Raw genomic sequence first — 13,250 nt, 5'->3', positions numbered from 1 at the left:
ATGGACATACACCTTCAAAAGCGCGCCTAGACTGCGAACCAGCCTGAAAGACTGAGCATGCAAGGAGTTATTCAGAGGCTCCTTAACCCGGCAAGCTCAGCCTTCCCTGGTCGCTTGTCAGCGTAGCGTGACGCTGATCAACAACAACAGCGCAAGAATGACCACCGCGCCTTTCCACATTCTCAATTGCCGGATGTTACTGTCGGCCACCGGTTTGTTACTGCGTACCGGGCGGCGTAATGCGTCACGGAATTCCGCCGCGTCGGTGAAGCGCATCTTTGGTTGCCGTTGCAGCGCCAGTTGCAGCACGTTGTTGATCCACAGGGGGATAAACGCATTGTGGCCCTGCAGGGGGGGCAGCGGGCGGTGCACGGCTTTTTCATAGCGTCCCTGCCAGGGCAGGGCACCGGTGAGCATTTCATGAATAATGACGGCGGTGGAGAACAGGTCGCTCTGCTCGCTGGGCGCTTCGCCTTCCACCAGCTCCGGTGCACTGTAATGCCGAGTGCCCAGAGGAATGCTGGCAGTGTGTTGCTCCATGCCCCGGCAATGGCAGCTGCCAAAATCCACAATACGAACCAGCCCCTCGGTATCCACCATGATGTTGTCCGGTTTCAGGTCGCCGTGAATCACATCGGCACGGTGCAGGGCGCGAATGCCATTAAGTAACTGGTCGGCCAGATAGAGCTTCTCTTCAACCGGTGCGTCCGGGTGCTCCTTTAGCCACTGCTTCAAGGTCACTCCGTCGATAAATTCCAGGTGTTGATACAGGCAGCTTGGCGCGTCGGGCATGGGCAGGGCATGGAGCAAGTGCGGATTGCGCAACCGATTACCGACCCAGCCCTCCATCACAAACCGTTCCAGGGCATCGCGATCATCTTCCAGGTTGACGGAGGGTGTCTTGAGTACGGACTGTTTGCCGTGTTGATCTTCCACCAGATACAAATGGCTGCGCACGCTGGCATAGAGTTCGCGCTTTACGGTAAAGCCATCGAGACGAATGCCGGGTGTGAGCGGCGGGGGCAGCGGCAGGCTGCCGCGTTGTTTCAGGGTTTCGTCGGCGCTGGCATCCGGCAGGCCTTCCACACGGAGCACCTGGCAGCTCAGGTTGTCGTCACTGCCGTTGGCCAGCGCGGCCTCCACCAGCGTACGGGCGGCCAGTTCCGGCTGGCTGGCACCACGCAGAATGCCCTGCATCCGTGAGCGTGTCAGGAAGCCGTGTACGCCATCGCTGGACAAAAGATAAATATCGCCCACCTGCAAATCGCTACTGCTGTAGTCCACGTCCAGTCGGGTATCCCCGCCCATGACCCGAGTCAGCACCTGCCGATTTGCACCGATCATGCGGCTGTGATCGCGGGTCAGGCATTCCAGCTTGTTATTGCGCATGCGCCAGACGCGGGAGTCGCCGACCTGAAAAATGTGCGCTGTCCGCGAGCGAAGGATGAGCAGGGACAGCGTGCACAAGTGGCTCTCACCGGCCAGGGTCTGGCGACAAAGCCAGCGGTTCAAGGCTTCCAGTACACGTTGGGCGGAGCGGGGCACGCTCCACAGGGCCGGGGTGGCGTAATAGTCGCTGATAAAGCCCAGAACGCAGGATTCCGCCGCTTCGCGGGCGGCGCCGGCGCTGGACAGCCCGTCAGCCAGAGCGGCGACAATGCCCTTGGTACGCATCAGTGAGCCTTCCGGTATCTGCATGGCCAGGGCGTCCTGGTTATGCAGCTTGGGGCCGCTGTCACTGAATTGGCCGATACGTACCCGGGGATGCAGGTCGGGTTCCATCGGGCTGAGGTCGTCGGTTGCCGAGGCGGTGGACACGTCCATCTTGATGCTCCTGTACCGTTAACGTGACGGGGGCTTGTGGTGAACCGGGCTGCTATCCCTGCGCGCCCGGTGGTCACTTGAAGCTCAGCTCACTTCGATCAGCTGTACTTCGCCCTGATCATCAATTTCCGCGATATGGCCCTTGGGTTCATCCAGGAATTGAACTGCGGCCAGTGCAACAGCGGCGCTGGCGGCAATCACCAGGAAGAAGGTTGATGGTTCTACAAAGGTCAGCACGGTGAGGAAGATCACGGCACCGGCATTACCATAGGCGCCGACCATGCCGGCAATTTGCCCGGTGAGGCGCCGCTTGATCAGTGGCACCGTAGCGAACACGGCGCCCTCGCCAGCCTGCACAAAGAAGGAACAGCACATGGTGGCAACCACCGCCAGGGCAATGGGCCAGCTACTGCCGATCTGGCTCATCAGGCCGTAACCCACCATCAGGCCGCAGAGCAGAATAGCCAATGATTTCTTGCGCCCGAACTTGTCGGAGACCCAGCCACCACCGGGCCGAGCCACCAGATTCATGAAGGCATAGCCGGAGGCCAGCAGGCCGCCAGTGACTGCCGTCAGGGCAAAAGTATCGGTAAAGAACAGGGGCAGCATGGACACCACCGCCAGCTCGGAACCGAAGGTCACCATATAGGCCAAATCCAAAATCGCCACCTGCTTGAAGCTGTAACGGTCGTGTTCGGGGACTCCTTCTTTCAGATGCTCGCGATTTACCCGCCAGGCCTGGCTCAGCTGAATACCGGCCAGACTGATGATCAGGGCCGCCAGAAATATTTGTGTGGTCTGGCCGAACAAATTCAGATTGGTAGGCCCCAGGCGCCAGACGATCACCAGCAATGCGATGTAAAGCGGCAGGCTCATGGCCAGGTAGAAGAACAGATCTTTCTTGGTGCTGACTTCCAGGGCACTGGCTTTCTTCGGCTTGAAGTAGGAGGCGCCCTGTGGGGTATTGCGTGCCCGCCACAGAAAGAAAATGCCGTAGAGAAAGGCCACCGCGCCAGTGGTGGCAATGGCCCAGCGCCAGCCGTCATCACCACCGTAAAGCAGCGCCAGGGAGGGCAGGGTAATCGCCGCCGCTGCGGAACCGAAGTTACCCCAGCCGCCATAGACGCCTTCGGCCAGGCCGACTTCCCGGGCCGGGAACCATTCACTGATCAGGCGGATGCCCACCACAAAGCCTGCGCCCACAAAACCCATCAACAGGCGGGTCACTGCCAGCTGTTCATAGCTAGTGGAAAGGGCAAACGCCCAGCAGGGGAGTGCGGCCAGCATCAGCAACGAGCCAAACACCAGGCGCGGGCCGAAGCGATCCACCAGGGAACCGATCACCACCCGGGCAGGAATGGTCAGCGCTACGTTGAGAATCAGCAACGCCTTTATCTGTTCGGGAGTAAGGTCGAAGGCGTCCCGTAGATGCCCCATTAATGGCGCATGGGAAAACCACACAACAAAGGTAATAAAAAACGCCAGCCAGCTCAGATGTAACAGGCGGATGCGTGGCGCGGACAGATTCAACAGATTCAGCTTTTGATCGCTCANGACTTCTCCATGCATGGGCGGTTAACGACAGGCTGAACAGAGCAACTCCTGTGCCATATTTCTAAGTGTCTGTTTTAAAAAGATTAAAAGGAGATGAATCGGGAGGAGGGCAATAACTGTGCGCAAATCGGGAGCGTTTCTGGTTCATGGCGGTGCACGAAAAAATGCATTTTTCTCGTGCACGAGCGCATTAAAAGAAAGCAGGGTTTCTGCATTTATTATCCGAAAAACGAAATAAGTTCATTAAAAACATTGGCTTACCAAGTTGGCATAGGGATTGCTGAGTGGTGGGTGTCAGTTACGCACCGCGAGGGTGAGCCTTATGGCAAAGCAACAACTTCTTTTGATCGGCCACGGGATGGTCGGACAACGTTATCTGGAGTCTCTGGTGGCCCAGGGTGGCCGGGAGCACTTTGATATTACGGTACTGTGTGCCGAGCCGCTGCCGGCCTATGACCGCGTAGGGCTGACCAGTTACTTTTCCGGCAAGACCGCCGACGACCTGTCGCTGGTGCCGGAAGGTTTTTTTGAAGAGCACGACATTACGCTGAAACTGAATACCAAGGTGGACGCGATTGATCGGGCGGCTAAAACAGTCACCACCAACACCGGTGAGACCCTGCCTTATGACAAGGTGGTTCTGGCCACCGGTTCCTATCCGTTTGTGCCGCCGATCCCCGGTAACGATCGCGAGAACTGTTTTGTGTACCGCACCATCGACGACCTGGATGCCATGATTGCCGCCAGTAAAACCGGCAAGGTGGGCACGGTTGTCGGTGGCGGCCTGCTGGGCCTGGAAGCGGCCAAGGCGCTTCACGATCTGGGCCTGGAGACCCATGTGGTGGAATTCGCCCCGCGCCTGATGGCCGTGCAGGTGGATGACTTTGGTGGCGGCCTGCTGAAAGACAAGATTCAGGAACTGGGCGTTACCGTGCACACCAGCACCGGCACCCAGGATATTGTCGACGGCGAAAGCTGCACACACCGCATGAATTTCGGTGACGACAAACATCTGGAAACGGATGTGATTGTTTTCTCCGCGGGCATTCGTCCCCAGGACGAACTGGGCCGGGCCTGCGAGCTGGCCATTGGCGAACGCGGCGGCATCGTGGTCAACAACCACTGCGTGACCTCCGACGAAGATATCTATGCCATTGGTGAAGTGGCGCTGTGGGAAGGTCGCATCTTTGGCCTGGTGGCGCCGGGGTACCAGATGGCGGAGGTGGCCGCTGAACACCTGATGGGCAAGGCCGAACAGCAGTTTGCCGGTGCGGACATGAGCACCAAGCTGAAACTGATGGGCGTGGATGTGGCGTCCATTGGGGATGCCCACGGCAACACCCCCGGTTGTCGCAGCACCGTGTTCATGGACCAGACCGCCGGTATCTACAAGAAGGCGGTAATCAGTGAGTGCGGCAAGAAACTGTTGGGCGCGGTGCTGGTGGGTGATGCCGCAGATTACGGCAACCTGTTGCAGCTTTGCCTGAACGAAATGGATCTGCCCGGTGATCCGTCTGCGCTGGTGGCGCCCATGTCTGATGGTGCGCCGCTGCTGGGCGCCGATGCGCTGCCTGACACGGCGCAGATCTGTTCCTGTAATAACGTTTCCAAAGGCGATTTGTGTGCCGCCATCGACGGTGGCGCCCAGACCGTGGGTGACCTGAAAGCCTGCACCAAGGCATCGGCTACCTGTGGCGGTTGTTCCGCGCTGGTGAAGCAGGTGCTGGACAGCGAGCTGGAAAAACGTGGTGTGGAAGTGAACAACCACATTTGCGAACACTTCGCGTATTCCCGCCAGGAAATCTACCACCTGGTACGCGTCGGGCAGATCACCACCTTTGACGAGCTGCTGGAAAAACACGGTAGCGGTGATGGCTGTGACATCTGTAAGCCGACCGTGGCCAACGTGCTGGCTTCCTGCTGGAACGACTGGGTACTCAACAAACCCCATGCCGGGCTGCAGGACACCAACGATTATTTCCTGGGCAACATGCAGCGCGACGGCACCTATTCCATCGTGCCGCGCGTGGCGGGCGGTGAAATCACCCCGGACAAACTGATCGTGCTGGGGGAAGTGGCCAAGCAATACGATCTTTATACCAAGATCACCGGCGGCCAGCGGGTGGATTTGTTTGGTGCCCGTGTCGAGCAGTTGCCGGAAATCTGGAAAATCCTGGTGGATGCCGGTTTTGAAACCGGGCACGCCTACGGTAAATCCCTGCGTACGGTGAAATCCTGTGTGGGCTCCACCTGGTGTCGCTACGGGGTGAAAGACTCCGTGGGCACCGCCATTCAGGTAGAGGATCGCTACAAGGGCTTGCGCAGCCCACACAAGATCAAGATGGCAGTGAGTGGTTGTACCCGCGAGTGCGCGGAAGCGCAAAGCAAGGACGTGGGCGTGATCGCCACCGAGAAAGGCTGGAACCTGTATGTGTGTGGTAACGGCGGCATGCGTCCGCGCCACGCGGATCTGTTCGCGTCGGATCTCACCGATGAGCAGCTGATCAAGACCATCGACCGTTTCCTGATGTTCTACATCAAAACGGCGGACCGCCTGCAGCGCACCAGCGTCTGGCTGGAAAACCTGGAAGGCGGGCTGGATTACCTGAAAGACGTGATCCTGAATGATTCGCTGGGTATGGGCGACGAACTTGAAGCGCAGATGCAGCACGTGATCGAGACGTATCAGTGTGAGTGGAAGTCCACCATCGAGGATCCGGAAGCGGTGAAGCGCTTTAACCACTTCATCAATGAGACCGCCGAAGCGGATGACAACCTGGCCTACGTGCGTGAGCGCGGCCAGCGCCGTCCCGCCTATGAGCATGAACGCATCGAACTGGTCGAGGAGGCGTAAGCCATGAACAGCGCAGTGACCGTAGAATGGAAAGCAATCTGCAGCGTTGACGACGTATTGCCGGGCACTGGAGTGGGCGTGCGTCTGCCCTCCGGGCAGGCAGCACTGTTCCGCACCCGTGATGGCAATTTCTATGCGTTGGACAACATGGACCCGTTTAGCCATGCCAACGTGCTCAGCCGGGGGCTATTGGGCTCATTGGGTGACAAGCGCGTTGTTGCCTCACCGCTCTACAAACAGCACTTCGACCTGGAAACCGGGCAATGCATCGAAGACGACAGCGTCAAGCTGACCGTGTACCCGGTGCGTGTGCAAGGTGATGTGATCGAACTGGCCACCCCGGCCTGAAACAACTCCACAGGGCGACGTGCGAATGAAGCGACTGGTTGTAGTGGGTAATGGCATGGCGGCTTGCCGCCTGCTGGAAGAGCTGACCCGCCTGGCACCGGATCTGTATCAGATCACGGTGGTGGGGGATGAGCCCTTCGCCGGTTATAACCGCGTCATGTTGTCGCCGCTGCTGGGCGGTGGCACCGATGAGAAAACCATTACCACGCACCCCCACCAGTGGTATCGCGATCGCAATATTCGCTTGATTACCGGCACCCCGGTGGTAGCGATTCATCGCCGCCGGCGGCAGGTGGAAACCGCCGCCGGGCATCGGCTGGATTACGACCGGTTGTTGCTGGCCACGGGGGCCGCGCCACGCCAGTTGCCGGTGGAAGGCGTCACCCTGGATGGCGTTGTCAGTTTTCGGGATCTCTACGACGTGCGCCGGTTGTTGTCGCTTTCGGCCGCCCGGGTGGTGGTCGTGGGCGGCGGCTTTTTGGGGCTGGAAGCGGCGGATGCGCTGGTGAAGCAGGGGCACGATGTGACTCTGGTCCACAGCCGCGGCTACTTGCTCAACCAGCAGCTGGACGAAAGCGCAGGGCATCGCCTGCAACAGGATCTGGAAGCCCGTGGGCTCAAGTTTGTGATGCAGGCGCGCACCCAGTCCATCGAAGGCACTTGCTTGGAAGAAAGCCGGGAAGAAGGCGGCCGAGGCCGTGTGGCTGCGGTGCATCTTGCCGACGGCCAGCGGTTGCCGGCGGATTATGTGGTGCAGGCGGTGGGCATTGTGCCCCGTGCCGAGCTGGCCGCCAGTGCCGGGCTGACCGTGAATCAGGGGGTGCGGGTGGACGACACCCTGCAGACCTTTGATCCGGCCATCTATGCCATTGGTGAGTGTGTGGAGCACCGCGAGCGCACCTTTGGCCTGGTGGCCCCGCTGTATGAGCAAGCGGCGGTCTGTGCCAGCCACCTGGCGGAACTGGGACACCGCCGTTATCTGTACGCGGATTCCGCCACACGGTTGAAAATTTCCGGTATCGATCTGGTGTCCTGTGGCGATTTTCTCGGTGACCGGGATAAAGGAACAGAGCAGGGGGAAACCCTGCAGCTGAATCTGCCCGGCAGCTACCGGCGTGTACAGATTCGCGATAACCGTGTGGTCGGCATGGTGCTGTACGGCGATGTGTCTGACGCCCCGTTTTTCGAAAAACTGTGGAAGGAAAACACCGATATCAGCGCGCTGCGTGAAACCCTGTTGCTGGGCGAGGCTTTCTGCAAACGCCCCGGCGACAGTGATCAGAATTCGGAGGAAATCGCTGCGTGAATGCTGAAGCGAGAGCCCAAAAAGCGGTGGCAACGAACGCCGGTACAGCCATCTGCACAACGTGCCCGTACTGCGGCGTTGGTTGTGGTATCCGCACCGACGGCGTCACCCTGAAAGGGGACACGCAGCACCCGGCCAATGCCGGGCGGCTCTGCGTCAAAGGTTCATCGGTACTGGAAACCCTGGGTGATCAGGATCGCCTGCTGAATCCGGAAGTGGATGGCGAGGTGGTGTCCTGGGATCAGGCGCTGGATGAAGTGGCAGGGCGGCTCCGCCGCATCGTCGACGAACACGGCCCGGATGCCGTGGCGTTCTACGTTTCCGGCCAGCTGCTGACAGAAGATTATTACGTGGCCAACAAGCTGATGAAGGGCTACATCGGCAGCGCCAATATCGATACCAATTCGCGCCTGTGCATGAGCAGCGCTGTGGTTGCCCACAAGCGGGCGTTTGGTGAAGACGTGGTGCCCGGCTGCTACGAAGACCTGGAGCTGGCGGATCTGGTTATCCTCACCGGGTCCAATACCGCCTGGGCACATCCCATCGTGTACCAGCGCATCGTGGCCGCCAAACAGGCGCGCCCGGACATGAAAGTGGTGGTCATCGACCCGCGCCGCACTGCCACTTGCGATCTGGCCGACCTGCATCTGGCCATTCGCCCGGGGCAGGACGTGCCGCTGTTCAATGGCCTGCTCACCTGGCTGGATGACAACCAGGCGCTGGACCAGGCCTACATCGACGCCCACACCGAAGGCTTTCAGGCGACCCTGGAAACCGCCCGCAGCCAGGGCAACGATTGGGAGGCACTGGCCGCAAAGATGGGCGTGAGCAAGGTGGACCTGACCACGTTTTACCACTGGTTCGCCGCCTGCGAGCGCACGGTTACCGTGTTTTCCCAGGGCGTGAACCAGGCCCGCAATGGGTCTGACCAGGGCAATGCCATTATCAATGCCCACCTGGCCACCGGCCGTGTCGGCAAGCCTGGTGCCAGCCCGTTTTCCATCACCGGGCAACCCAACGCCATGGGCGGCCGGGAAGTGGGGGGGCTGGCCAATCAGCTGGCGGTGCATCTGGATATCGACAACCCGGCGCACCACGCCGCCGTGGCGGACTTCTGGCAGGCGCCGGCGTTGGCCACGAAAAATGGTCTTACAGCGGTTGAGCTGTTCGAGGCAGTTTCCAGCGGCGAGGTGAAAGCCGTGTGGATCATGGCCACCAACCCGGTGGACTCCCTCCCGGAAGCGGACAAGGTCCGCCAGGCACTGATGGCCTGCGACACCGTGGTGGTGTCCGACTGCGTAGCCAGCGGTGACACGCTCGCCTGCGCGGATATTCGCTTGCCGGCGCTGGGCTGGGGCGAGAAATCCGGCATGGTCACCAACTCCGAGCGCTGCGTATCGCGCCAGCGGCCCTTTGTGCCTGCCCCGGGGCAAGCGAAAGCAGACTGGTGGATCATTACCGAAGTGGCGCAGCGCATGGGCTTTGCCGACGCCTTTCCCTACCAGCATGAGCACGACATTTTTGCCGAGTACTCGGCGCTCACCGCGGTGGCCGGCCAATTTGGCAAGCGGCTGGATTTGACCGGGGCTGCGGAGCTGAGCGCCGACCAATATGCCCAGTGGCAGCCACAGCAGTGGCCGCTTAACGGCGACCCTCGCTGCTATGCCGACGGCCAGTTTTCTACTCCCAGTGGCCGGGCCCGTTTTGTGAGCTGCGACAATCCGCCCGTGCGCCAGATCGGCGATGCCTTCCCGATTATTCTCAATAGCGGGCGGATTCGGGACCAGTGGCACACCATGACGCGCACCGGCCGTGCCGGGCGCCTGTTTGCCCACCTCAGCGAGCCCTTTGCGGCGTTGCATCCCCAGGATATAGAGCGTTACCGGCTGCAGGAGGGCGGCTTCGTGCGCCTGACCAGCCGTGTCGGTGATGCGTTGGTGCGGGTCACCCGCGATACCGGGCAGCGCCCCGGCACCGCGTTCATGCCCATGCACTGGACCGATCAGTTTTCTCGCCGCGCCCGGGTGGATGCCCTGGTGCCGGCACGTCTGGATCCGCATTCCGGCCAGCCGGCGTTCAAGCATACGCCGGTCAATGTCAGCGACTGGCAACCCCGCTGGCATGGCTGGTTGTTCACGGCGGCGTCCCCACCCGCCGTGGAGTACTGGGCCCGAGTTCCCGTCGATGCATTTTTGCAGGCGGGCCAGGTACAGCGCTATCGGCTGGCCGGCGATGCGGACCTAACCGAACAACAGCTCCACGACTGGTTGCCGCAGGCGGCCCAGTGGCTGGCGCTGAACGATCCCGCCACCGGGCATTACCGGCGCGCGGCGCTGGACAAGGACGGCCGCTTGCTGGCCTGGCTGGCCATTGGTGAAACCTTGCCGGTGTGCGATGTGGATTGGTTGGCAGATTGTTTTGCTGACGATGCGGATATCCAGCACCTGGCGATCCTGGCCGGGCAACCGGCGGATGCTGGGCCAGACCTGGGGCCGGTGATTTGCAGCTGCTTCCAGGTCCGTCAGAAAACCATCGAGGCTGTGGTGGAAGAGGGCGCGGACTCCGTGGAAGCCATTGGCAAAGGCTGCCAGGCGGGCACCAACTGTGGCTCCTGTATTCCGGAGCTGCGGGGCTTGCTGGAAACCTGCACCACCTGATTATCCGTTTCTCCGCCCGCGTTATTAAGGTTGTAACGCGGGTGCCCGTTTCGCATCTTATCCACTGATTCGAAACGGGAACGACGATGAAAAGCCTTAAATCACTGTTTATCTCCACGTTTATTTCCCTGGCGGTGTTCACCACCGGCATGGCGCTCTGGCAGCTGTTTACCGGTGGCGGTTGGCCGTGGGTGGTATTGCTGCTGACCTGTGTCCCCTCGGTGGGATTCTTCAGTTATCTGTTCGTATGGAAACCGGCGCGCACCAGCGAGAACCTGCCAACGGTATTTTGGCCCACCTTGCTGGGGACGCTGGCGGTCATCAGCCTGGCATTGGCCGGGCAGGCCTGTGTGGTGATGGTTAGCCTGGCGCTTCTCAACCTGATCGGGGTGCACGCTTATATCCGCTGGTATAGCCGCTACGGCACTCGCGAGGCGAATGTGGCACTGGGTGAACCGTTGCCGGCCGTCACTTTCACGAACTTGGAGGGCAAGCCGGTAACCGTGGCGGATTACGCGGGCAAGCCAATGGTGATGCTGTTCTTCCGCGGCAACTGGTGCCCGTTGTGTATGGCACAGATTCGTGAAGTGGCAGCGCAATATCAGTCGTTGCAGGATCAGGGTGTACGGGTGGCGTTGATCAGCCCGCAGTCCCACAGCCAATCTGCGGATCTGGCAAAGCAATTTCAGGTGGATTTTGAATACCTGCGCGATGATGACAATCAGGCGGCGCGTGCTTTAGGTATTGTCGATGCGGGTGGTACCCCGGCCGGGCTGGAGGCGCTGGGCTACGACAGTGACACCGTTATGCCAACGGTATTTATCGTGGATGGCGAAGGCCGGCTGGTGTATCAGCACCTGACAGACAATTACCGGGTTCGCCCAGAGCCTGATCTGTTTATTCAGGTGTTGCGAGAGAAAGGATTAATAGACGGTTAATAAAGGCAGGGGTGAGCTAAGAGCTACGCTCGCTTCGATAAAGAAAGGCGGAAAAGTTACTCGGCATCTGCTTTTCTACGAAGCCGCTGTAGGAGCACCGTTTAGGGTGCGAACCGGGTGCGAACCGAGCGAAGCGAGGACATCGTCCGCAGGACGATCCAAGCCAGAAGCTAAAACTCTGCCGCTTTCTTTAATCATCCGGGCCTTTCAGCGACAGCTTCGGTAATTCCTCACCGCATTGCAGGCAAAAGCGGGCATCGGGCTCGTGGGAATGGCGGTGGCATCCCGGGCATTCACGTTCATAGCGCATGCTCACGCGGGCGGCGGAAATTTCCGCGGTGACGATACCGGTGGGCACGGCAATAATCGCGTAGCCGGTAATCATGGCCAGGGAAGCAATCAGCTTGCCGAACGGCGTCTGCGGTGAAATGTCGCCATACCCTACGGTGGTAATGGTCACGATGGCCCAGTAAATACTTTGCGGAATACTGGAAAAACCGTTCTCCGGGCCTTCCACCACATACATGAGGCTGCCGAAGATAATAATCACCACGAATACGGAGAACATGAACACCGCGATCTTGCGGCGGGTGCGCACCAGGGCGATGCCAAGCTGGTTGGCTTCGCCCATGAATTTGGCCAGCTTCATGACCCGGAACACGCGCAGTACCCGCAGCGCCCGGATGGTAAGCAGGTAATTGGAACCGGGGATGAACAGGCTCAGATAGGTCGGGATGACGGACAGTAAATCCACCACCCCGAAAAAGCTGCGTGCATAGCGCAGCGGTCGGTCGCTGACCCAAAGGCGAATGGCGTATTCCACCGTAAAAAGCAGAGTGAAAAACCACTCCGCCGCGTACAACAGCACGCCATACTCTTCACGGATGCTGGACACACTGTCGAGCATGACCGCAATCACGCTTCCCAGGATCGCCCCGATAAGCAGCACATCGAACAGCTGCCCGGCTGGGGTATCGGTACCAAAGATAATGTGGCGCCAGCGTTGCCGCAGGGTTTCCATATTTGCGCTGAATCCTTAACCATGGATGAACAAAGACGGGCTCATTGTGTCTTGTTCAGACAATGATGACCACTTAGGCTCAAACTCTCCACATTGCAGGCGGGTGGCCTGAGCCATGGCTGTTAACAACAAGAAATATTACCCGGCGTTGAGCTGGCAGGGAAAAATGATCAACCGGGCGATCAAGGGGGCGGTGAAACCGGTGATTAGCCGTATCCGTTTTACTCGCCGTTTCATGAAATTCTCGCAACTGGGTTTTGATACGGTGACCCTGGCGTTACCGGTCCCGTCATCAGTACATATCGCCCGGGCCCACATGGGCGGAGTGCCTGGAGAGTGGTTAATAGCTGGGCGCAATGTACGCAGTAATCGGGTGGTGCTGTACTTTCATGGCGGAGCCTATTTTTTCGGCTCGCCGCGTTCCCACCGGGCCGTCACCTGGCGTTTAAGCCGTGAATGCCGGGCCAAGGTGCTGGCGCTGGATTATCGTCAGCCACCCGACNGGGCGGTACCCGGTATCCAGCAATGCCTTGTAGGCACGCACCGCATCTTCAAGTGGCGCCGGGTACGCCCAGTCGGGTGGCTGACGATAATCCAGCGCCAGCACCTTGGCCCGGCATTCACGGCTTAAACGCCAGGTGACGGCCCGGTGGGAACGCGGCGAGCCGAAAAAATAGGCTCCGCCATGAAAGTACAGCACCACCCGATTACTGCGTACATTGCGCCCAGCTATTAACCACTCTCCAGG

At 59.9% G+C, this 13,250-nt stretch carries 9 protein-coding genes and 1 pseudogene; 6 read left to right on the top strand and 4 right to left on the bottom strand.

The window, feature by feature from the left end:
• Nucleotides 1–117: 117 nt before the first annotated feature.
• Together A3730_RS01200 and A3730_RS01195 are read right to left on the bottom strand one after the other, a co-directional pair.
• The gene (locus A3730_RS01200) at nt 118–1,824 is read right to left on the bottom strand and encodes a bifunctional protein-serine/threonine kinase/phosphatase (RefSeq protein WP_082872213.1); all 1,707 of its coding nucleotides are present in this window, start codon (nt 1,822–1,824) and stop codon (nt 118–120) included.
• 84 nt (nt 1,825–1,908) lie between these two features.
• Nucleotides 1,909–3,378, bottom strand: a complete 1,470-nt coding sequence (locus tag A3730_RS01195; RefSeq protein WP_063521057.1) for a NarK family nitrate/nitrite MFS transporter — start codon at nt 3,376–3,378, stop codon at nt 1,909–1,911.
• Nucleotides 3,379–3,700: 322 nt separating this feature from the next.
• Here A3730_RS01195 and nirB point away from each other — a divergent pair, with 322 nt between their 5' ends.
• The 5 genes from nirB to A3730_RS01170 all read left to right on the top strand — a co-directional run bounded on the left by nirB (nt 3,701) and on the right by A3730_RS01170 (nt 11,481).
• Nucleotides 3,701–6,232 (top strand): nitrite reductase large subunit NirB, encoded by a 2,532-nt coding sequence (nirB, locus tag A3730_RS01190; protein ID WP_063537303.1) that lies wholly within the window; start codon nt 3,701–3,703, stop codon nt 6,230–6,232.
• A 3-nt stretch (nt 6,233–6,235) separates the two neighbouring features.
• A complete protein-coding gene (nirD, locus tag A3730_RS01185) occupies nt 6,236–6,580 on the top strand; it encodes a nitrite reductase small subunit NirD (protein ID WP_063519742.1) in 345 nt (114 codons plus the stop codon).
• Between the two features lie 25 nt (nt 6,581–6,605).
• Nucleotides 6,606–7,886, top strand: coding sequence for an NAD(P)/FAD-dependent oxidoreductase (locus tag A3730_RS01180; RefSeq protein WP_063519741.1), 1,281 nt, complete (start codon nt 6,606–6,608; stop codon nt 7,884–7,886).
• A complete protein-coding gene (locus tag A3730_RS01175) occupies nt 7,883–10,543 on the top strand; it encodes a nitrate reductase (RefSeq protein ID WP_063519740.1) in 2,661 nt (886 codons plus the stop codon). The genes A3730_RS01180 and A3730_RS01175 overlap by 4 nt, the downstream gene beginning before the upstream one ends.
• 86 nt (nt 10,544–10,629) lie before the next feature.
• Entirely contained in the window at nt 10,630–11,481 is an 852-nt protein-coding gene (locus A3730_RS01170) for a peroxiredoxin (RefSeq protein WP_063519739.1), read from the top strand.
• A 190-nt stretch (nt 11,482–11,671) separates the two neighbouring features.
• On the opposite strand, the gene A3730_RS01165 is transcribed toward A3730_RS01170, so the two are convergent.
• Nucleotides 11,672–12,502 carry an ion transporter gene (locus A3730_RS01165; RefSeq protein WP_063521278.1) on the bottom strand — a complete coding sequence of 277 codons (831 nt, stop codon included), beginning with the start codon at nt 12,500–12,502 and terminating at the stop codon, nt 11,672–11,674.
• 115 nt (nt 12,503–12,617) lie between these two features.
• Between A3730_RS01165 and A3730_RS32980 the strand changes: the two are divergent.
• Nucleotides 12,618–12,959 (top strand): annotated as a pseudogene (locus A3730_RS32980) (alpha/beta hydrolase); the annotation flags it as partial.
• On the opposite strand, the gene A3730_RS29345 reads toward A3730_RS32980, so the two are convergent.
• Nucleotides 12,948–13,202 carry an alpha/beta hydrolase fold domain-containing protein gene (locus A3730_RS29345; protein WP_231883799.1) on the bottom strand — a complete coding sequence of 85 codons (255 nt, stop codon included), beginning with the start codon at nt 13,200–13,202 and terminating at the stop codon, nt 12,948–12,950. The pseudogene A3730_RS32980 and the gene A3730_RS29345 sit on opposite strands and share 12 nt — an antisense overlap.
• Nucleotides 13,203–13,250 lie beyond the last annotated feature (48 nt).

It is taken from the genome of Alcanivorax sp. HI0044 (genome assembly GCF_001634945.1).
Note: the sequence above shows the minus strand (reverse complement) of the source record. Positions and strands in the feature narration are given on the sequence as shown.

Bases quoted from the DNA above. Each gene is read 5' to 3' on its own strand.
- A3730_RS01200 (WP_082872213.1), bottom strand. From the start codon at position 1,824: ATGGACGTGTCCACCGCCTCGGCAACCGACGACCTCAGCCCGATGGAA.
- nirB (WP_063537303.1), top strand. From the start codon at position 3,701: ATGGCAAAGCAACAACTTCTTTTGATCGGCCACGGGATGGTCGGACAA.
- nirD (WP_063519742.1), top strand. From the start codon at position 6,236: ATGAACAGCGCAGTGACCGTAGAATGGAAAGCAATCTGCAGCGTTGAC.
- A3730_RS01180 (WP_063519741.1), top strand. From the start codon at position 6,606: ATGAAGCGACTGGTTGTAGTGGGTAATGGCATGGCGGCTTGCCGCCTG.
- A3730_RS01170 (WP_063519739.1), top strand. From the start codon at position 10,630: ATGAAAAGCCTTAAATCACTGTTTATCTCCACGTTTATTTCCCTGGCG.
- A3730_RS01165 (WP_063521278.1), bottom strand. From the start codon at position 12,502: ATGGAAACCCTGCGGCAACGCTGGCGCCACATTATCTTTGGTACCGAT.